Source organism: Clavibacter sp. VKM Ac-2872, assembly GCF_015351105.1.
Classification (GTDB): domain Bacteria; phylum Actinomycetota; class Actinomycetes; order Actinomycetales; family Microbacteriaceae; genus Clavibacter.
Genome location: NZ_JADKRR010000001.1, coordinates 376,487 through 396,174, shown reverse-complemented (window position 1 = coordinate 396,174; position 19,688 = coordinate 376,487). Strand labels below are relative to the sequence as shown.

21 protein-coding genes are annotated in these 19,688 nt (G+C 74.0%); 15 read left to right on the top strand and 6 right to left on the bottom strand.

Annotated features, from left to right (window positions below):
- The first annotated feature begins 92 nt into the window (after positions 1-92).
- The 6 genes from ITJ40_RS01870 to ITJ40_RS01845 all read left to right on the top strand — a co-directional run bounded on the left by ITJ40_RS01870 (position 93) and on the right by ITJ40_RS01845 (position 4,687).
- A complete protein-coding gene (locus ITJ40_RS01870; RefSeq protein ID WP_194665488.1) occupies positions 93-659 on the top strand; it encodes a GNAT family N-acetyltransferase in 567 nt (188 codons plus the stop codon).
- Positions 660-795: 136 nt separating this feature from the next.
- Positions 796-2,217, top strand: coding sequence for a DUF6421 family protein (locus tag ITJ40_RS01865; RefSeq protein ID WP_194665487.1), 1,422 nt, complete (start codon positions 796-798; stop codon positions 2,215-2,217).
- Complete coding sequence (locus ITJ40_RS01860) at positions 2,214-2,843, top strand: SDR family oxidoreductase (RefSeq protein WP_194665485.1); 630 nt, start codon at positions 2,214-2,216, stop codon at positions 2,841-2,843. The genes ITJ40_RS01865 and ITJ40_RS01860 overlap by 4 nt, the downstream gene beginning before the upstream one ends.
- Positions 2,844-2,930: 87 nt before the next feature.
- Positions 2,931-3,833: a hypothetical protein gene (locus ITJ40_RS01855; RefSeq protein WP_194665484.1), complete on the top strand. Its 903-nt coding sequence runs from the start codon at positions 2,931-2,933 to the stop codon at positions 3,831-3,833.
- Positions 3,834-3,839: 6 nt separating this feature from the next.
- Positions 3,840-4,358 (top strand): zeta toxin family protein, encoded by a 519-nt coding sequence (locus ITJ40_RS01850; protein ID WP_194665483.1) that lies wholly within the window; start codon positions 3,840-3,842, stop codon positions 4,356-4,358.
- Between the two features lie 23 nt (positions 4,359-4,381).
- Entirely contained in the window at positions 4,382-4,687 is a 306-nt protein-coding gene (locus ITJ40_RS01845) for a DUF1905 domain-containing protein (protein WP_194665481.1), read from the top strand.
- 19 nt (positions 4,688-4,706) lie between these two features.
- Here ITJ40_RS01845 and ITJ40_RS01840 read toward each other — a convergent pair whose 3' ends face one another.
- Complete coding sequence (locus ITJ40_RS01840; RefSeq protein ID WP_194665480.1) at positions 4,707-5,063, bottom strand: VOC family protein; 357 nt, start codon at positions 5,061-5,063, stop codon at positions 4,707-4,709.
- Between the two features lie 160 nt (positions 5,064-5,223).
- Here ITJ40_RS01840 and ITJ40_RS01835 point away from each other — a divergent pair, with 160 nt between their 5' ends.
- Both ITJ40_RS01835 and ITJ40_RS01830 read left to right on the top strand, forming a co-directional pair.
- Entirely contained in the window at positions 5,224-6,981 is a 1,758-nt protein-coding gene (locus ITJ40_RS01835) for a DHA2 family efflux MFS transporter permease subunit (RefSeq protein WP_194665479.1), read from the top strand.
- Positions 6,978-7,556 carry a MarR family winged helix-turn-helix transcriptional regulator gene (locus ITJ40_RS01830; protein WP_228511725.1) on the top strand — a complete coding sequence of 193 codons (579 nt, stop codon included), beginning with the start codon at positions 6,978-6,980 and terminating at the stop codon, positions 7,554-7,556. Before ITJ40_RS01835 ends, ITJ40_RS01830 begins: the two co-directional genes overlap by 4 nt.
- Here ITJ40_RS01830 and ITJ40_RS01825 read toward each other — a convergent pair.
- The 3 genes from ITJ40_RS01825 to ITJ40_RS01815 all read right to left on the bottom strand — a co-directional run bounded on the left by ITJ40_RS01825 (position 7,515) and on the right by ITJ40_RS01815 (position 9,406).
- Complete coding sequence (locus tag ITJ40_RS01825; protein ID WP_194665477.1) at positions 7,515-8,111, bottom strand: hypothetical protein; 597 nt, start codon at positions 8,109-8,111, stop codon at positions 7,515-7,517. The two genes, ITJ40_RS01830 and ITJ40_RS01825, sit on opposite strands and share 42 nt — an antisense overlap.
- A gap of 84 nt (positions 8,112-8,195) precedes the next feature.
- On the bottom strand, positions 8,196-8,774 hold the full coding sequence (locus ITJ40_RS01820) for a hypothetical protein (RefSeq protein ID WP_194665476.1): 579 nt from the start codon (positions 8,772-8,774) through the stop codon (positions 8,196-8,198).
- Between the two features lie 131 nt (positions 8,775-8,905).
- On the bottom strand, positions 8,906-9,406 hold the full coding sequence (locus tag ITJ40_RS01815; RefSeq protein ID WP_194665474.1) for a MarR family winged helix-turn-helix transcriptional regulator: 501 nt from the start codon (positions 9,404-9,406) through the stop codon (positions 8,906-8,908).
- A gap of 62 nt (positions 9,407-9,468) precedes the next feature.
- Between ITJ40_RS01815 and ITJ40_RS01810 the strand changes: the two genes are divergently transcribed.
- From ITJ40_RS01810 to ITJ40_RS01800, 3 genes are read left to right on the top strand one after another with little or no spacing between them, the layout of a single operon-like run.
- Complete coding sequence (locus ITJ40_RS01810) at positions 9,469-9,999, top strand: phenolic acid decarboxylase (protein WP_194665473.1); 531 nt, start codon at positions 9,469-9,471, stop codon at positions 9,997-9,999.
- On the top strand, positions 9,999-10,790 hold the full coding sequence (locus tag ITJ40_RS01805) for an alpha/beta hydrolase (RefSeq protein WP_194665471.1): 792 nt from the start codon (positions 9,999-10,001) through the stop codon (positions 10,788-10,790). The genes ITJ40_RS01810 and ITJ40_RS01805 overlap by 1 nt, the downstream gene beginning before the upstream one ends.
- 32 nt (positions 10,791-10,822) lie before the next feature.
- Positions 10,823-11,341 carry a GNAT family N-acetyltransferase gene (locus ITJ40_RS01800; RefSeq protein ID WP_194665469.1) on the top strand — a complete coding sequence of 173 codons (519 nt, stop codon included), beginning with the start codon at positions 10,823-10,825 and terminating at the stop codon, positions 11,339-11,341.
- Between the two features lie 33 nt (positions 11,342-11,374).
- On the opposite strand, the gene ITJ40_RS01795 is transcribed toward ITJ40_RS01800, so the two are convergent.
- The gene (locus tag ITJ40_RS01795; RefSeq protein WP_194665467.1) at positions 11,375-12,460 is read right to left on the bottom strand and encodes an ABC transporter substrate-binding protein; all 1,086 of its coding nucleotides are present in this window, start codon (positions 12,458-12,460) and stop codon (positions 11,375-11,377) included.
- A 30-nt stretch (positions 12,461-12,490) separates the two neighbouring features.
- On the opposite strand from ITJ40_RS01795, the gene ITJ40_RS01790 reads away from it, so the two are divergent.
- Both ITJ40_RS01790 and ITJ40_RS01785 read left to right on the top strand, forming a co-directional pair.
- Positions 12,491-13,498 (top strand): iron ABC transporter permease, encoded by a 1,008-nt coding sequence (locus ITJ40_RS01790; protein WP_194665465.1) that lies wholly within the window; start codon positions 12,491-12,493, stop codon positions 13,496-13,498.
- Complete coding sequence (locus ITJ40_RS01785; RefSeq protein ID WP_194665463.1) at positions 13,495-14,526, top strand: iron chelate uptake ABC transporter family permease subunit; 1,032 nt, start codon at positions 13,495-13,497, stop codon at positions 14,524-14,526. The genes ITJ40_RS01790 and ITJ40_RS01785 overlap by 4 nt, the downstream gene beginning before the upstream one ends.
- Positions 14,527-14,539: 13 nt before the next feature.
- Here the strand turns inward: ITJ40_RS01785 and ITJ40_RS01780 are convergent, their stop codons facing one another.
- A complete protein-coding gene (locus tag ITJ40_RS01780) occupies positions 14,540-15,202 on the bottom strand; it encodes a pentapeptide repeat-containing protein (RefSeq protein ID WP_194665461.1) in 663 nt (220 codons plus the stop codon).
- A gap of 179 nt (positions 15,203-15,381) precedes the next feature.
- On the opposite strand from ITJ40_RS01780, the gene ITJ40_RS01775 reads away from it, so the two are divergent.
- Positions 15,382-17,646, top strand: a complete 2,265-nt coding sequence (locus ITJ40_RS01775; protein ID WP_194665459.1) for a carboxypeptidase regulatory-like domain-containing protein — start codon at positions 15,382-15,384, stop codon at positions 17,644-17,646.
- Between the two features lie 170 nt (positions 17,647-17,816).
- Positions 17,817-19,619: a carboxypeptidase-like regulatory domain-containing protein gene (locus tag ITJ40_RS01770; RefSeq protein ID WP_194665457.1), complete on the top strand. Its 1,803-nt coding sequence runs from the start codon at positions 17,817-17,819 to the stop codon at positions 19,617-19,619.
- The last annotated feature ends 69 nt before the right edge of the window (positions 19,620-19,688 follow it).

Sequence of the window (19,688 nt, the reverse complement as noted above, 5' to 3'; positions counted from 1 at the left end):
TACGGGGGACCGCCGGGTTCACCCGCTGTTCACCCGCGCCTGTGGAGAAGCGCGCCCCGGCGTCCGCCGCTCGAACCACCCGGAAGGACCCCATGCCCGACACCCCATCCACATCCCCGACCGTCGTGCTGGTCGACGTCGACGTCGACCGTGACCGCGCGGCGCTCCGGGGGTTCCTCACCTCGAACGTGTTCCCGTTCCACATGGGGTCGGAGCCGACGGCCGCGGACGTCGACGCGCGCATCGCCGACGGCGGCTTCTCCGGGCCCGAGCACGCGGCCCTCTGGATCGACGTGGCGGGATCCGGCCGCGTGGGCCTCGTCGTCCTCGACGACCTCGAGGATCCGGGCGTGCTGTTCGACCTGCGCCTCGCCGAGGCCTCGCGCGGCCGGGGGCTCGGCGTCCCGGTCGTCCGCGCGCTCACGGACCACGTGTTCCGGACGTACCCGCACGTGACGCGGTTCGAGGCGCAGACGCGCGACGACAACCGGGCGATGCGCCGGGTGCTGGTGCGTGCCGGCTTCGTGAAGGAGGCGCACTACCGCGAGGGCTGGCCCGTCGCCGGCGGCGAGCCGCGCGCGTCCGTCGGCTACGCGATCCTCCGCCGTGACCACGAGACGGGGACGAGCACCCCGGTGCCGGACGACGACGAGGCGTAGCGCACCCCGCTCGCGCACGCATGCTGCGTGGGCACCCGGATCCACGCGCGGATCCCGCACGCGGGACACGATCTCGCGCCGAACCCGCCGTTACGGTGGAGGGACCGCACGCACCCGCACGATCGGAGGTCGATCCATGTCCAGCGCCGCACCCACCGCAGCCGTCATCGGCGAGCCCGAGGTCGTCGAGGACGCGCGCTCCGTCGCCTCCTCCCCCGCGTGGCTCGCCCTCAAGGACGCTGCCGTCGCGCTCCAGCCGATGCAGGTGAAGGACGGGTCGATCCCCGACCCCGCGCACCACGCGGAGGCCGCGGGCCTCGTCGGCGTGATCCGCGACGCCGTCCGCGCGCTCGCCCCGCTCTTCCCGCACGACGCCGCGTACCTCGCCGCGCTCGACGTGGACTTCGCGCGCTGGGTCGACGCGGGCCTCGGCGTGCCCGACTTCCTCGACTCCCTGAACGAGTTCCAGCCGCAGCGCGACCGCGTGGACGGGATCCGGCACCTCGTCGTCTTCCCGATGACCACGCAGAACGGCAGCGCGAGCCGCCTCGTGGAGGCCGTGCTCATCGAGGTCGTCTGGCCCGAGTTCGTGGCCGAGCTGGAGGCGGGCGACTACGGCAACGCGCTGTTCGTCCCCATCCGGTTCGTCGACTTCACGCCCGGCTACGACACCAACTCGGCCGTGCTGTTCCCGGAGACCGTCGCGATGCGCGAGGTGCCGACCTTCACGTGGGGCGCGATCTTCGCCGACCGCGAGGCCGCCCGGTTCCGCCGCGTGGTGCGCCACGCCGCCGAGGTCACGAAGCTCGAGCTGCCGGAGGACGCGCGGCGCCTGCTCGAGGACCAGCGGCTCGCGGAGGAGACCTTCGTGATGTGGGACCTCATCCACGACCGCACGCACATGCGCGGCGACCTGCCGTTCGACCCGTTCATGATCAAGCAGCGGATGCCCTTCTTCCTCTACTCGATCGAGGAGCTGCGCTGCGACCTCACCGCGTTCCGCGAGGCCGTGCGCATCCAGCGCCGGCTCGCCGCGGTGGATCCCGCCGAGCGCTCCGCCGCCGACGACGCCCTGCTCGAGCGCGCCGGCATGGTGCAGCACGCCGTCATCTTCGACCGCATCTTCCGCTTCGCGATCACCGGATCCCGCGTGCGGAACTACGACGGACTCGGCGGCCAGCTCCTGTTCGCGTGGCTGCACCAGCACCACGTGCTGCACTGGACCGACACGCGCCTCACGATCGACTGGGACGACGTCGCCGACGTGGTCGTCGCGCTCGCCGACCGCGTGAACGACCTCTACTGGCGCTCCATCGACCGGCCGAAGACCGCGCACTGGCTGGCCGCCTACGCGATGGTCACCGAGACGGTCACGCCGCACCCCGCGTCCACGTGGGCGAAGGGGCCGGATGCGCTGCCGCTCGACGGGCCGCCGAAGGGCCTCACCGACCTCGTGCTCGACGACGAGTTCCCGCTCAGCATGTTCTTCGAGGCGCTGGAGAAGAAGATGCGCGACGTCATCTCCTCCACCGCCGGGATCACGGGGCAGGCGGCGTGAGCGTCGACGGCCGCGTGGTCGTGGTCGCGGGTGCGTCGAGCCCGGCCGGGCGCGCGGTCGCCGCCGAGCTCACGGCGGCCGGGGCGCGCGTCGTCGCGGTCGGCAGCGACGCCGGGAGGCTCGAGGAGGTCGACGCCGCGCGCCGCGAGGTGTGCGACCTCGCCGACCACGCGGCCGTCGTGGACCTGGCGGCGCGGATCCGCGCGGACCTCGGCGGCGTCGACGGCCTGATCCACCTCGTCGGCGGCTGGCGCGGCGGCAACGGCCTCGAGGGGCAGACCGACGAGGACTGGGAGTTCCTGCACGAGCGCATCGTCACGACGCTGCGCAACACCACGCGCGCGTTCGACGCCGACCTGCAGGCGTCCGACGCGGGTCGCCTCGCCATCGTCTCCTCCACGGCCGTGCAGCGCCCCTACCCGGGCGGCGCCAACTACTCGACCGCGAAGATCGCCGCGGAGACGTGGGTGCGCGCGGTCGACCGCGGCTTCTCGAAGGCCGGATCCCCCGCCCGCACGACGATCTTCGTGGTGAAGGCGCTCGGCGGACTCGAGCGCGCGCTCGGCCGCCGGGTCGTGAGGCTGTGGACGTCGGTCCCGCCCGAGCGCGACCTCATCGAGGGCTGACCGCTCGCGTAGCACACGGTCGGCTGCCCCGGAGAGGGGTCGCCCCACCCCTGCCGCGGGCGCCGGAGAGCGGTATACGTTCACGGGGTGACATCGCCCGCCAGAACCGCCGAGCACGACGCCTTCGGCCCGTGGATCGACACCGTCCGCACCGTCGACGAGGTCCCCCGCCTCTACCGCCCGCACGACGTCGACCCGTTCGCCGCGCGTCTCGTGCTCAAGGTGCCGCGCGACATCCCCCGCCGCGACACCGACCCGTCGATGGACCTGTACGACCACCTCCTCGTCGTGGGCGACCGCGAGCTGGAGGTGCTCTCGCGCGACGGATCCGCGTACACCGCCCGCCGCATCCCGTTCGCCAACATCGTCGCCGTGCGCGACCGCGTCGACCTGCTCGACGGCCTGCTCACGGTGCACACGGCCGACGGCCAGGCGCTCCGGATCCCGTTCAACGGCGCATCCGCCGACGTGGTCGTGGAGCTGACCGAGCTGCTGATGACGCTCGCGGGCGAGTCCGCCGGGGTGCCGCACGCACGCCCGTCCGAGACCCGCGGTGCGACGCCGCGCATCGACGTCGGGCAGGACGAGGCCGGCGTCGCCGCGGCGTACTGGGATCTGGCCGCGCGCGATCCGCAGCTCCGCTACCTCTCGTCGCGGCCGCGCACGCCGCTCGTGCCCACCGCCGACGGCCTCATGGGCGCGCTGCAGCGGCTCCGGCCGATGAGCCTCGCGGGTGCGGTGGCGGCGTGCTCGCCGCGCGAGCTGCTGATCCTCACGCGCCGCGACCAGATCCTCCGCCGCCGCACCGCGACGCTCTCGATCGACCGCCTCCGGATCCTCCGCCACGCCATCTCCAGCACCACCGCCGAGCCGCATCCGCGCTGGGTCGGCATGTCGACGGTGACGATCCGCGCGGGCGCCGCCTCCTTCGAGATCGTTGCCGCGTCCGCGGACGAGCTCGAGTGCGACCTCGTCACGGGCGGCAGCTGAGATGCGATGACGGACGCCGTGATCCTCACCGGCACCGTCGGCGCGGGCAAGACCACGACGATGCGCGCCCTCGGCGCCCTCCTCGCCGCGCGCGGGATCCCCCACGCCCTGGTCGACGCGGACGACGTGCGCCTCCTCCATCCGGCTCCGGCCGAGGATCCGTTCCAGCTGGGGCTCGCGCTCCGCAACCTCGGCGACCTGTCCCGCAACTACCGGGAGGCCGGGGCGCGCGTGGTGGTGGTCGCGTCCGTGCTCGAGGACCCCGCGGATCTGCCGCGCCACATCGACGCGCTCGCCTCCCGGGAGTGCCTGCTCGTCCGGCTCACGGTCGACGCGGAGGCGGTCGGGGCGCGCCTCGACGTCCGCCACGGCGATGACGCGGCCGCCCTCGCCTGGCACCGCGCCCGCGCGCCCGAGCTCGCCGCGATCATCCACGCCGCGGGTCTCGGCGGCCTCGCGATCGACACCACGTCCCGCACCGCGGCCGAGGTCGCCGCGATCGTCGCCGACCGCGCCGGCTGGTGAGCGCGCGCCCGTAGGGTCGAGTGGTGACCGACGACCTCCCCCTCGACTTCACCGCGCCGCTCTGGGCGTGGGAGGCGCGGCGCGAGCTGTGGACGTTCGTGTCCCTGCCCGGCGACCTCGCCCCGATGCTCCGCGAGATGGGCCAGGCGGGCCGCCGCGGCTTCGGATCCGTGCCGGTGCGGGCCCGCGTCGGCACCACGACCTGGCGCACGTCCGTCTTCCCGCAGGGCGACGGCACGTGGATCCTCCCGGTGAAGCGCGCGATCCGCGACGCCCACGGCCTCGAGGTCGGCGACGACGTGCACGTCGACCTCGAGCCGCTGCCGTGAGCGGAGACCTCCGGAGCGCCTAGCCCGCGGGCGGCGTGTAGAGCTGCAGGTCGTTGCCCTCGCTGTCCTGGAACGGGAGGATGCGGCCCCACTCGTGGTCGCTGATCTCGCCCGTGATCTCGGCGCCGCGGGCCTTGAACTTCTCGAGCTCGTCCTCGATGGAGCCCTCGGGCGTGAACGAGATGACCGCGCCGCCGCTCGACGAGCCGCCCGCCTCCTCGCGCGCGTTGAGCCCGATCATGAGGCCGTCCGCGTCGATCTCGCTCCAGTCCGCGTCCTCGCTCGTGATCGTGAGACCGAGCGTGTCGCGGTAGAACGCCACCGCGCGGGTCATGTCCGTGACGGGCAGCCAGACCGTCGCCACCGAATCGACCATGGGGTTCCTCCTCGCATCGAGGCCGGTCGGTCGACCGGCTCTCCCTCCCGGTCTACTCCGACGCACGCGACGTCGGCCTCGGCCCGGCCTCGGCGCGGAGATAGTTGACACCTGTCCACCACCGACATATGGTTGCCTGTAGTCAACTACCCGGAGGATCATGTCCCAGCACCGCCCGGCCGCCGCATCACCCGCGAAGGCCCCCCGCCGCACCGTCTCGGCCGACGGATCCATGTCGAAGCGCCAGGTCCTCGAGTCCCTCTCGGGCCTCCTGCTCGGCATGTTCGTGTCGATCCTCGCCGGCACCGTCGTCTCGACCTCGCTGCCGATCATCATCAGCGACCTCAAGGGCGACCAGTCCGGCTACACCTGGGTCGTCACCGCGACCCTGCTCGCCACCACCGTGAGCACGCCGCTCTGGGGCAAGTTCGCCGACCTCTTCAATCGCAAGCTGCTCATCCAGCTCGCGCTCGGCACCTTCGTGCTGGGATCCGCGCTCGCCGGCTTCTCGCAGAACACCGAGACGCTCATCGTCTTCCGCGTGCTGCAGGGCCTCGGCGCCGGCGGCCTCGCGGCGCTGAGCCAGATCATCATGGCCGACATCATCAGCCCGCGTGACCGCGGCCGCTACGCCGGCCTGTTCGGCGCCGTCATGGCCGTCGGCACCGTCGGCGGCCCGCTCCTCGGCGGCGTCGTGACCGACGCGTTCGGCTGGCGCTGGAACTTCTTCATCGCGCTGCCCATCGCGATCATCGCGATCATCCTGCTGCAGGTCACCCTCCACCTCCCCGCGCACCCGAAGCGGAAGGTGCACGTCGACTACCTCGGCGCCGTCTTCATCGCCAGCGGCGTCTCGCTCCTGCTCATCTGGGTCTCGCAGGCCGGCAAGCAGTTCGAGTGGGCCTCGACCACGTCCTACCTGATGGCGGGCGGCGCGGTCGTGCTGCTGATCGCCGCGGTCGTCACCGAGCTCAAGGTCGCCGAGCCGATCATCCCGCTCACCATGTTCCGCAACCGCACGTTCACGCTCTCGGTCGTCGCGAGCCTCGCGGTCGGCATCTCGCTGTTCGGCACCTCGGTGTTCCTCGCGCAGTACATGCAGCTGTCGCGCGGCGCCACGCCCACCCAGTCGGGCCTCCTGACGATCCCGCTCATGGCGGGCCTGCTCATCTCCTCGACCGTGTTCGGCAACCTGATCAGCCGCCGTGGCAAGTGGAAGGCGATCATGATCACGGGCGCCGTGCTCATCGTCGCCGGCACCTCGCTGCTCTCGACGCTCCGCTACGACACCGACTTCGTGCTCGTGGGCATCTACATGTTCGTGCTCGGCGCGGGCCTCGGCATGCTCATGCAGAACCTCGTCCTCGTCGTGCAGAACGCCATCGAGGTCAAGAACCTCGGCGTCGCCACCAGCGCGGTCACGTTCTTCCGCAGCCTCGGCGGCACGGTCGGCGTCTCGGTGCTCGGCTCGATCCTCGGCACGATCATCGCGTCGGAGATCACCGCGGGGATCATGAAGCTCGCCCCCGCCGACCAGGCCGCCGCCGCGCAGGCGCTCGGATCCGGCGTGATCCCGCAGGTCTCGCAGCTCAGCCCCGCGGTCCGCACCGTGGTCGAGAGCGCGTACGGCGTGGGCATCGGCGACGTGTTCCTCTACAGCGTGCCGCTCGCGGTCGTCTCGCTCATCGCGGTGATCTTCCTGCCCAACGCGCAGCTCGGCAGCAAGAACGCCGTGCAGCTGAAGAGCGACAGGGCCGCCGCGGCGGACACCAGGGGGACGCGCCGCACCGACGCCGAGGACGCGCTCATCGGCGCATCCGCCGGCGCCGTGGCGCTCACCCCCGCCGGCGAGGCGAACCCGACCGGGTCCATCCGGCTCCCCGAGGCCGAGGACGCCGGGGTCGACTCCCGCCGATGACCGACGAGGACCGCTCCCCCGCGGTCGACGCCGCGGGCGAGGCCCCCGTCGCCGCCGACGGGATCGCCGCGGGCATCGCCGAGGTGGAGGAGCAGATGACCGCCCTCGCCGGGCGGATCCGGACGACGACCCGGGAGGCCGCCGCGGCGATCCACCCGGAGCTCCCGCCCATCGGCTACAAGATGCTCCGCGTGATCCGCCGCTGCGGCAGCGCCCACGCGAGCGCCGTCGCCGACCAGCTCGGCGTCGACCGCAGCGTGGTCAGCCGCCAGCTCCGCCAGCTCCAGGATCTGGGGCTCGTGGAGGTCGGCGGCGACGCGCAGGACGGCCGGGTGCGCGTGCTCGCGCTCACGCCGGCCGGGCTCGCCGGCATCGACGCGGACGACATGCAGGGCAGCCGCCTCATCCGCGGCCTCGGCGAGTGGACGCGCGCCGACCTCGACGCGTTCGCCGGGTACCTGGCGCGGCTCAACGCCGGAACGACGCACGACGCCGTCGCTGAGGACGGCGAACGCCATTCGGATCCTTCGCGATCAGCTTGCGCCGCAGAACCCTTCGAGGGCGGCCGTCCGTGAACCGGCGCGACGGTAGACCTCCCACGACAAGAGCATCCCGCCTGCGCTGAACTCCTCGGCATGCGGTTCGGACAACGGCAGGACGACGATGACGCGGAGCCCCCTCTTCGTCGCTGACGCGAGGGCAGCCCGCGGCTCGTCTCCGTCTTCCGTGTTCATGAAGACGGATGGTGAGAGAGATGCGTGCCACTCGGAGTAACCCTCGAGATCCAGGAGCGATTGCGTCCTCTCATCCCAGGCCGGCGGCAGGACCTCGTGAAGCCGAGACCTGTCGCCGGATTCCAGGATGCGATGAGTCAGGTCCTGGCGGTGCGATGCATCGAGAAGCCAGTGGAGGGAGTCCCGCCATTGACGCGACAGCGCCTCCTGTCGCGTGGAACGCTCAACCGCACCCAGCACATCGCGCGAGCGTGCCGTACGGGTTCTCCGCCCTGAAGCTGTCGACGGCATGCCTGCGACCTGCAGCCCATGGACGTCTCGGATGTAGAGCATCTTGAGGAGCGCGTCGTCGTCTACGCACACCGGCACCTCGGTGTCCGCTCGTCCTGGCGGCATCCCATCAGCGGACCTCCGCACCTCACGCGCTCCCGTTCCGGCACTCTGGCGCGGCCGACATGACTGTGCTCATCACGACGCCCCTCAATCGAAGGTGTCCGTCGGTCCGGCCGAGTAGCAGACCGTCCCATCGTCACCGATCACATGCGAGCTCAGCGTGACGCCCGCGACTCCGGGACCGACCAACGTCGCGGCGGCCTGGGCGGACCAGGCGCCTCCGCTAGGTCCGTCCCACGGGAAGGTGTGAGAGTCGAACACCGAGACCGCAGTGACGCGCCATGTCTTCTCGGCGACCGGAAACGGGACCTGGTAGCCGGTGTTGACCGCGAGCGTGTCGTTGGACAGCTTGGTGGCGTTCACAAAGGACGAGCCGCAGTCTCCGGGAAGGGCGTTGTCGAGCACGACCTCGCTCCTGGCTTCCGCGGACACCGGCACGCTCGTCTGACGTCCATGCGCGTCGGTCACGATGCGATAGCCGTGCGCCTCGGCCACAGACGTGTCGTAGCCTCGGAAGGACATCGGAGCAGATGAGCTGGTGACGGCCGCAGCTGGGCCAGCGTCTTCGGTGGCGGCGTGGGCGGGGAGTGCGATGGACGTCGATGCGACGATTGCGCCCAGCGCCATCACGACGGCGGCGGTGCGCGGACGGGATTGCATGTGCATGTTGATCACCTTTGATCAAGTTGCGGGAAGGCCGCCATCATCTGCCTCCACGCGCACATGATGGCGATCCATCCACAGGGGCCATGAGCGACCAGGACTCGACGTCCCGAGCAGGGGCCCGGACCCAGAGGTCATGGGTGGGGCTTGTCGGCAGCCTCGGTGCGCCGGGGCTCGCCGCCGATCGCCGCGTGCAGGGCCTCGAAGGCCGGCAGCGCGCGGGCGATGTCGCGCAGCTCGTCGGGCGTGAGGCCGCGGAGGGCGCCCACGAGCACGCCCTCGGTCGAGCGATCGAAGGTGCGCAGCAGATCCCGCGCGCGATCCGTGAGGCCCACCTCGGTGCTGCGACCGTCGCCCTTCGCGAGGCGCCGGTCGACGAGCCCGTCGCGCTCCATGGCGAGGATGAGGTTGCTGACGGTGGAGCGCGCGAGCCCGAGACCGCGGCCGAGCCCGGTGGGCGTCGCCCAGCCGGTCGTCTCGAGGCGGCGGAGCACCTCGACCTGCGCGTCCGGCAGGTCGGGCAGGTCGGCCGCGCTCCGCGACGCGTTCATCAGGCGTCGCCGGAAGGGCCCCAGGTCCGCGCCGAGCCGCCGCGCGACGACCCGCAGTTCGGCGTCGGACGGGTCGGGGGGCATGCACCGAGGATACCCAGGAAGATGCGCTTGTGACAAACGCATTCCGGTGTCAGGATGCCCGCATGACAACGATCACCACGAGCGTCGAGCACCCCGTGCCCGCTCAGGACCTCAGCCCCCTCGTCGGACACCGTCTCATCTACACGTACGCCAACGGCTGGCAGTACGAGATGTACGTGAAGAACGCCACGACCATCGACTACCGCATCCACTCGGGCATGGTCGGCGGCCGCTGGGTCAAGGACCAGACGGTCGACCTCGTCGCCCTCGCCGACGGCGTCTTCAAGGTGTCGTGGAACGAGCCCACGGGCACCAGCGTCGTCGTCAACATCATCCCGGCCGCGCGCGTGCTGCACGGGACGATCTTCTTCCCGCGCTGGGTGGAGGAGGACGGATCCAAGACCGTGCTCTTCCAGAACGACCACCTCGACGAGATGCGCGCCCACCGCGACGCCGGGCCCACGTACCCGATCTACGTGGTGCCGGAGTTCGCGCACATCACCCTCGACGAGTTCGTGGGCGCCGACGACGAGACCGTCGTCGACACGGCGCCCGGCGACCTCCCGGCCGGGTTCGCCGACCGGCGCAACTGATGGACCGGGCCGCCGCGGCCCGGGTCGCCCCGCTCGAGCTCGACCACGGCGGGCGCACCCTCCGCGGCTGGGAGCACGGCACGGTGCGCCCCGGCGCCCCCGCCGCGCTGCTCGTGCACGGCTTCGGCGACTCGGGCACCGGCGGCCACGGCCTGTGGGTGCCCGTCGCCCGGGCGCTGGCCGCGTCCGGCACGGCGGCGCGCGCCTACGACCGGCTCGGCCACGGCGTGAGCGACGGCGACGTCGCCGACGTGCGCCTGCTCGACGAGGTCGACCAGGTGACCGCGATGATCCGCGCCCTCGCGCGGGACGCGGGCGGACCCGTGCACGTGGTCGCCCACAGCCTCGGCGGCGTCGAGTCGGCGCTGGCCGCGGCGCGCGTCCCGGAGCTCGTCGCGAGCCTCACGCTCTGGTCGCCGGCCGGTGTCGTGGTGGACGACATCACGCGGCACGGGCGCGTGATGAGCGTGCCGCTCGCGCCCGCCCGGGAGCGCGGCGTCGTCGACGTCGCCGGCATGGGCCTCGGGCTGGGCTTCCCGGACGAGGTGCTCGCGGGCGTCGACGTCTACGGGCCGGTCGCGGGATACCCGGGACCGGTCGACGTGCTGCACGGCACGGCGGACCAGGTCGTCCCGGTCTCCTACGGCGCGCGCTACGGCGACCTGATGCCGGGCGCGACCTTCACGGCCGTGGAGGGCGCGGACCACGGTTGGTCGTCGGTGGACCTGCGCCGCATGCTGGTCGAGCGGCTGCTCGCGCACGTGGCGCGGGCGTCGGGCGGGGCTGCGTAGCCGCCGCCGCGTCCGGCGGGCAGGATGGGGGCGTGCTCGCCGACCTCGCCCTCCCCGTCCCGCTCGCCGCCCGCGCGGACGGCGTGGTCCTCCGCCGCGCGACCGCCGCCGACCTCGCGCCGCTCATGGGACTGCTCGCCGACGACCCGGTGAGCGCAGGGCGCGGCGACCGGGCGGATCCGGGGGACGTCGACCTCTACCGCGACGCTCTCGCGCGGGTCCTCGCCGACCCCGCGAACGACCTGCTCGTCGCGACCGACGCGGACGGCGCGGTCGTGGGCACGCTGCAGCTCACGGTGATCCCCGGCATGGCCCGGCGCGGCAGCTCCCGCCTCCAGGTGGAGGCCGTGCGGGTGCGCAGCGACCTGCGCTCGGCCGGCATCGGCGGCGCCATGATGCGCTGGGTCGCCGACACCGCCGCGCCCGCCCTCGGGACACCCCTCGTGCAGCTCACCTCCGACGCCGCGCGCGTCGACGCCCACCGCTTCTACGAGCGGCTCGGGTACGCGCGCTCGCACGTGGGGTTCAAGCTGCGGATCCCGGAGGCCTAGCCGCGCGGGTCGGCCGACGCGCAGCCGCGCGGGTCAGCCGAGCGCCGACCGCATCGCCTCGAGCACCGCGTGCGCCGCCGTGGGTCCGGTGTTGAGGTAGAACACGTCGTCGTCCACGAAGGTGACCGCATCGTCCGCGACCGCCTGCAGCGTCGGCCACAGCGGGAGGCCGGTGAGCGCCCTCTCGTCGCCGCCCTGGACGGCCGCGAACACGTGGTCGCCCTCGGCCAGGTCGAGCTGCTCCTGGCTGATGTCGCGCGAGGTCTCGTCGGTGAAGTCCTGCGCCTGCGGGCGCGGGAGGCCCGCGTCCTCGGCCACGGATCCGGCGAAGGACGCCACGCCGAAGACGCGGATGCGGTCGGCGGACGAGCGGAGGAAGGAGACGGCCGGGCGGTCGGCGAGGCCCGCGCCGAACGCGGCCGCGTCGGACTGGTAGGCGTCGAGCCAGGACGCGGCCTGCTGGGTGCGGCCCACGGCGTCGGCGAGGAGCAGGAGGTCCTGCTTCCAGTAGAGGCCCGTCCCCTGCGTCGCGACCGTGGGCGCGATGGCGGAGAGGCTCGCGTAGAGCGAGGCCGCGTCCTTGCCCGTGACGTTCATGAGGATGAGGTCGGGCTTCGCGGCCGCGACGCTCTCGACGTCGGGCGAGATGCGGTCGCCGAGCGGCGCGACCGCGGCGAGCGCGTCGGCGTCCTCGGGGAAGGCGCGGGTGAGGTAGTCGGGCACGACGGCCGCGCCGTCGGCCGCGGTGGACGCGACGGGCACGATGCCGAGGGTGAGCAGCGAGTCGGCCTGGCCGGTCGAGATGACGGCGACGCGCTGGGGCGCCGCGGGGACGGTGGTCGTGCCCGCGAAGTGCACGACGGTGCGCGGGAAGACGCCGTCGGGCTGGCCGCTGCCCTTGCCGTCGGGCATGGTGCGCGGCGTCGTGTAGCCGGCGGGGTCGGCGGAGGTGCCGGTGCCCGCGGCGCCCGCGCCGGCGCCGCCGGTGGAGGAGGCGGGCGCGGCGCACGCGCTGAGCGCGACGAGGACGGTGGCGGCGAGCGCGACGCCGGCGAGGCGGCGGCGGGTGGGGCGGCGGTCGGGGCGGTTCTCGGGGCGGGGAGGGGAGGCGATGATCACCGAGGCAGCTTAGGGTAGCCTTACCCGGCCATGCCACCGACCCGATCCGCGCCCGTCGCCGTCTGCGAGGTCGTCACGATCGTCGCGCTCGTCGCGCTGTGCGCCGTGAGCCTCGCGACGGGATCCCGCGACATCGCCCTCGACGCCGTGTGGCACGCGATCCAGCATCCGGACGACGGCAGCCGCGACGCGATCATCGTCTGGCAGCTGCGGGCGCCGCGCACGCTCCTCGCGGTCGCGGTCGGCGTGCTGCTCGCGGTCGCGGGCGTGGTGATGCAGGCCATGACCCGCAACCCGCTCGCGGAGCCCGGCCTCCTCGGCGTCAACGCGGGCGCGTCGCTCGCCGTTGTGCTCAGCGTCGCGGTCTTCGGCGTCGGCTCGACGGCGGGATACGCGTGGCCCGCGTTCGCCGGGGCCGCGATCGCCGCCGTGGTCGTGGTGCTCGTCGGGATGCGGGCGGGGCCGCGCGCGGATCCCACGCGCCTCCTCCTCGCCGGAACCGCGCTGACCGCGAGCCTCGCCTCCGTCACCGGCGTCGTCACGCTCTCCGACCCGCGGACCTTCGGCGACTACCGCTCCTGGGTGGTCGGATCCGTGGCCTCGCGCGACCCCGCCGACCTCGTCTGGCTCCTCCCGCTCACGGCCGTGGTGGTCGTCGGGGCGCTGCTGCTCGTGCGCCCGCTCGCGGTGCTCGCGCTGGGCGACGACACGGCGACCGCGCTCGGCAGCTCGGTCGGGCGGGTGCGGCTCGCGGGCTTCGTCCTCGTGACGCTCGCGTGCGGCGCCGCGACGGCGGTCGCCGGGCCGATCTCGTTCGTGGGTCTCGTCGTGCCGCACGCCGTGCGCCTGGTCGTCGGGCGGCGCGAGCGGCGGGTGCTGCTCGGATCCGTGGCGGCCGGGCCCCTGCTCGTGCTGGGCGCCGACGTCCTCGGCCGGATCGTCGCGCGGCCCGGCGAGCTGGAGGCCGGGATCGTCACGGCGTTCATCGGCGCGCCCGTGCTGCTCGCCCTCGTGCTCCGGCGGACGGGCGCGCGGTGAGGCCGCGCATCCCGCGGCGGGACCGGGTCGTCCTCGGGATCCTCGTGCTCGCGATCCTCGGCGCCGCCGCGGTCGGCCTCGGCACGGGCGCGTACCCGCTGTCCCCGGCGCAGGCGCTCGACGCCCTGCTCGGCGGCGGGGATGCGCAGGCCCGCTTCATCGTCGCCGACCAGCGGCTGCCGCGCGTGGTGTGCGCGGTCGCGGTCGGGGCCGCGCTCGGCCTGAGCGGGATGGTGTTCCAGAGCGTCTCGCGCAACCCGCTCGGCAGCCCGGACGTCATCGGCTTCAGCACGGGCGCGGCCACCGGCGGGCTCGTCGCGATCCTGGTGACGGGATCCACGGCCGCCGCCCCCTCCTCGGCCGGCTCCATCGCGCTCGGCACGGTGGTGGGCGGCTTCGCGACCGCGTTCGCCGTGCACCTGATGAGCTCGCGCACCGCGACGACGGGCGAGCGGCTCGTGCTGGTGGGCATCGCGGTGGGCGCGATGCTCGCCTCGGTCAACGACTTCCTCATCACCCGCAGCGACCTCGAGCTCGCCCAGGCCGCCGCGACCTGGCGCTTCGGCACGCTCAACGGGATCTCCTGGCCGCAGGTCGCGCCCGCCGTCGCGGTGCTCGCCGTGCTCGTGCCGCTCGCGTTCCTCGGCGAGCCGCCGCTGCGCATGCTCGAGATGGGCGACGACACCGCCCGCGCGCTCGGGCTCGACGTCGGCAGGTGGCGGACGGCGCTGCTGGCGGCCGGGGTCGCCCTGGCCGCGGTCGGCGTCGCGGCCGTGGGCCCGGTCGGGTTCGTCGCGCTCGCGGCGCCGCACCTCGCCCGCCGCCTGATGCCCGGCAGTCGCGGCCGCATGCTCCCCGCGCTCGTGGTCGGGGCGCTGCTGCTGAGCGTCGCCGACCTCGTGGCCGGCCGCCTGCTCAGCCCGTTCCAGATCCCGGTCGGGCTCGCGACCTCGGCGCTCGGCGGCCTCTACCTGCTGTGGCTGCTCGCGGCGCCGGACACGTCGCGTCGGGCGGCGTCGCGGGGTTGATCCGCGGGGCCGCTCAGTCCTCCACGCGCACGCGGAAGTGCCGTGCGAACACCGGGCCGAGCGCCATGAGCTGGGTCGGGTCGAGCACCGCGCCGCGCAGGCCGTCTGGGGTGTCGAGGTCCATGATCTCGGCGCCGCGGAGATCCAGGTGCGTGAGGCTCGAGTCGGCGAGGTCGAGCGTGCCGATGGTGGTGCGGGCGAACGCGATGCGCATGCCGGCGGTGCCGCGGAGATCCAGCTCCTCGATGGCGCAGTCGGTGATGAGCAGGTCGGTGATCTTCGAGCCGCGCAGGTTCACGAAGCCGAGGCGGCAGTCGGTGATGTGCACCGAGGAGAGCGTGGCGTCGTAGAGCTCGGCGGATCCCACGCGCGAGCCCTCGAGGCGCACGTCGCGCATCCGGATCCGGGGCGCCTTGAGCACGGGCGCGTCGAGGCGGGAGGCGAGCACGTCCACGAGGCTGGCGGCGGTGAGGTCGGCCTCGTGCAGGCGGATCCGCTCGAGCGCGCACTCCTCGAACCCGATGTCGACGAGGTCGGCGTCCGAGAGGTCGGCGTCGGCGAAGCGGAGCCGCTCGAAGGTCGCGTGCGCGTCGAGGTCGGACGGGTCGCCGTCCGCGAGCCCCTCGAGCCGCGGCTCGCTGATCCGGGGCGGGAGGATGCGGGTGGATGCGGCCATGCGGAGCCTCCGGGGCGGGTGCGGGTCGGTGCGGATGCGGCCGCCCGTCGGGCGGCGCTCCCACGGTACGGGAGACCCCCGCGGTCCGGCCGCGGCCCGAACTGGGTACGGCGCCGGAGGGCGAGCGCGCGATAGGACTAGGGAAGGCCGCGCGGACGCGGTCGGGATCCAGGAGAGTCATGTCATCTGCACGTCGTCGGGCCGTCGTCGGCCTCGTCTCGTTGGCGCTCGTCGCCTCCGCGCAGGTGGGGATCGCCTCCGGCGCATCCGCCGCCGACGCGCCCACGCCCGCCGCATCCGCGTCCCCCGACGCGGCACGCGGATCCGCTCCCGCCGCCGTGCAGGCCGCCGCCGCCTTCACGGCGTCGCCGCGTCCCACGATCACCGGCACCGCGCAGGTGGGCTCGGCGCTCACCACGGTCACCGGCACGTGGACCCCCGCGCCCGACTCCTTCTCCTACCGCTGGTGGCGCGACGGGGTGGCGATCTCGGGCGCGACCGAGGCCCGATACGTGCCGGTCGCCGCCGACCAGGGGAAGCGGATCACCGTCACCGTCACCGCCGCGAAGAGCGGCTACACGTCGCTCGCCCGCTCGAGCGGCCCGACCGCGACCGTGACGGCCGCCCCCGCCGCGCAGCCGTTCACCGCGGCGCCCGTCCCGACCATCACCGGCACCGCGACCATCGGCAGCCCGCTGACCGCCGTCCCCGGGACCTGGTCCCCGTCGCCGCGCTTCGCCTACCAGTGGTTCGTCGGCGACAAGCCGATCTTCGGCGCCACCGCGTCCACCTACACGCCGACCTACTCCGACCTCGGTCGCGCCCTGTCGGTGTCGGTCGCGGGGTACCGCGACGGCTACGCGACCACCGTGCGCATGAGCGCGCCGACGCCGGCCACCGTGGGCCGCGGCACGCTCACCACGGCCGTCCCCACCATCACCGGTTCGGCCGTCGTCGGTTCCGCGCTGCGCGCCGTGCCGAACGCCTGGAGCCCCGACCCGACCTTCGAGTTCCGCTGGTTCGCCGACGACAAGGCGATCTCCAACGCCACGGGCGAGTACTACACGCCCGTGGCCGCGGACATCGGCAAGCGCATCACCGTCACGGTCACCGGCAGCGCGGCCGGCTACAACCCGGCGGCCCGGACGAGCGCCCGCACGGCCGCGGTCGTCGCCGCCACCACCCCGCCGCCCGTGCCGGCGACCGGCACGATCGTCGGCCGCGTGTACCTCGACTCCGTCGCCCCCGGCAACCTGATCCCCTCCGGCGAGGTCACCCCGTTCCGCGTCGGAGCGGCCGAGGCCACGTCGTCGCCCATCGTCGACGGCGCCTTCCGCGCCGAGGGCCTCCTGCCGGGTGACTACCGGCTGGCCGTGGACGTCACGGTCGGCGGGCAGCGCCTGTACCAGTACTACGGCGAGGCGGACGGCGTCACGGACGGCCGCACCTTCACCGTGCAGGCCGACGGCACCGTGCGGCTCGACGTCGTGCTCAAGCGCTACGCGACCATCAGCGGCACCGCGACCCTGGCCGACGGCAGCCCGGCGGTCGGATCCCAGGTCGAGGTCTTCCAGGTGCGCGGAGGCGAGGTCTCCGGCGCGACCACGGATGCGTCCGGTCGCTTCGTCGCCCGCGGGCTCACGCCCGGCCAGTACGAGGTGCACTTCACCGCCCCGTTCACGAACCCGGACGGCGTCATCGGCGAGTGGTACAGCGACACCGACGACCGCAACGCGGCCACGCGCTTCACGGTCGGCTGGGGCCAGTCCGTGACGGGAGTCGACCCGACGCTCGACGCCGGGTCCCGGCTCTCCGGCATCGTCCGCGCACCGGACGGATCGCCGTACGCGGGCGCGCGCGTCTACGTCGTCCCCGAGGCGGCGGCCCTGCTCGGCGCCGACCCGCGGTCGGGGGGCGGCGCGGCGACCGACGCGACCGGCCGGTTCCTCTCCACCGGGATCCTGCCCGGCCGCTACTACGTGTTCGTCGCGGCCGACCGCTCCGAGGCTCCCTCGTACGCCTCCCAGTGGCTGGGCGGCAGCGGATCGCTCGCCTCGGCGACGGTCTACACCGCGACGCGACGCGCCGACCTCCCCTCCGTCGACGCGCGCTTCGTCGTCAGCTCCTCGGTGACCGCCACGATCTCGGGCACGCCGGCGGCCGGCTGGGCCGACCACGCCCAGGTCACCCTGTTCCAGGGCGGCACCGCGAAGAGGACCACGTTCGTCTTCCCGGACATGGACGCGTTCCTCGACTCGGTGCCCGCCGGCACCTACCGCGTGCAGGTGACGTACTTCCGCGACTACGTACCGTCGTCCCGCTGGTGGGACGGCGGGACCGGCGCCGACCGCTCGGAGCTGGTCGTGCCCGCGGGGAAGGACGTGCCGCTCGCGATCCGCTCCGCCCCGGCCGTCGCCCCGACCGGGGCGTCGGTCGTCCGCTAGCCGCACGAGCACGACCGACGACGACGCCGCCGCGACCCCACCGGGTCGTGGCGGCGTCGTCGTGCGCGGTCGGTCGCGCCCCCGTTCCGCGCGACACGTCGACAGCCGGTGGTTCCGCGCGGTAGGCATGCAGCGGGCACCGCAGTCCGCGGTGCCGGACCGGGGGATCCATGCACGCACCACGTCGACGCGCCCTGATCGGGCTGCTGTCGCTCTCGCTCGTCCTGTCCGCGCAGGCGGGCATCGCCGGATCCGCCACGGCCGCCGACGCGCCCGCCGGCACCGCCGCGAGCACGTCCCGCGCCGTGCCGGCCTTCACCGCGTCGCCGAAGCCGACCGTCGCCGGCACCCTCCGCGTGGGCTCCACGCTCACCGCGGTCACGGGCGACTGGGCGCCGACGCCGACGACCTTCGGCTACCGCTGGTGGCGCGACGGCGTCGCCATCGCGGGCGCGACCGGATCCACGCTGCAGCTGACCGCCGCGGACGCCGGCGCGCGCATCGACCTCACCGTCACCGCGCGCCGGGGCGGGTACGCGTCCCTCGCGCGCTCGAGCGGCCCGACCGCCGCCGTCGCGCCCGCCACCACGACGCCGACGCCGCCCGCACCGACGCCCGCACCCACGACCCCGACGCCGGACCCGACCCCGGCACCGACCGCGGAGCCCACGCCCGACCCCACGCGTCCCGTCGCCACGGTCCCCTTCACGGAGGCCGCCGTCCCGGTGATCACCGGCGACGTGCAGGTCGGCCGCCCGCTGCGCGCCGTCGCGGGCGTGTGGACCCCGCGCCCGACCTCCTTCGCCTACGCCTGGGCCGTGGACGGCGTGGCCGTCGCGGGCGCGACGGCCATCTCGTACACGCCCGTCGACGCGGACGCCGGGAAGCGGATCACCGCGACGGTCACCGGCAGCGCCCCCGGCATCACGCCGACCACCCGCACCAGCGCGCCCACGCCCCCGGTCGCGGCCGCCGGCGTCGACCTCCCCGAGCAGCCCTCGACCGGGACGGTGGTCGGCAACATCTACCTCGACTCCGTGGATCCGGCGAACCTCGTGTCCTCCGGCGAGATCTACCTCGAGCCCGCGCCCTACGAGTTCAGCGACGGCCTCGTCTCCGGCGTCGTCGGCGGCGCGTTCTCCTTCTCGGGCGTGCGCCCGGGCGAGTACCGGCTGCACGCCTTCTTCAACGTCGGCGGGAGGTACCTCTACCAGTACTACGGGCAGACGAACGACGTGAAGCAGGCGCAGACGTTCGCGGTGCAGGCCGACGGGACCGTCCGCGTGGACGTGGTCCTCAAGCGGTACGCCACCATCCAGGGCACGGTCACGACCACGGGCGGGGTCCCCGCGAAGGGGCTCTCCGTCGCCGGCTACCGCACGTACGACGGCCAGCTCCTCGACTCCACGACGACGGACGCGCAGGGCGGGTACACCCTCTCGAGCGCGGAGCCCGGCGACTACCTGATCAAGGTCGGGACGCCCGTCGGCGACTCCCGCGGCATCATCGGCGAGTGGTACTCGGACGCCTACGACAGGGAGAGCGCGACGCCGGTGACGGTCGCGCAGTGGGGCACGGCGCTCACCGGGATCGACGTGGAGCTCAACCGCGGCGCGAGCGCGAAGGGCCAGATCTACCGGTCAGACGGGGTGGGGACCCCCGCGGCGTCCGTGCGCTTCGTCCCCGTGGCCGCGGCCGTGGAGGGCGTCGCCCCGACCACCGGCCGCGTCGCGTTCGTCGACCAGTACGGCCGCTTCAGCATCAACGGGATCACGCCCGGCGAGTACGTCGTGTACGTCGCCGCGGCCGGCGAGACCCCGCGGCAGCTCCCGCGGTGGGCGGGAGGCACGGGCAGCCTCGCCACCGCGACGCGCTACACGGCGGCGCTCGACACGCAGCTGCCGGCGATCTACGTGCAGCTCGCGCGGGATCCGGCGGCCGGGGCCTCCCGCGCCGCACCGACCGCGCGCTGACCGCCCCCATCGGGGGTCGTGACCTCGGCGCGGCGGAGGAGTAGACCGGTCTCCCGACCGGCAACCGCG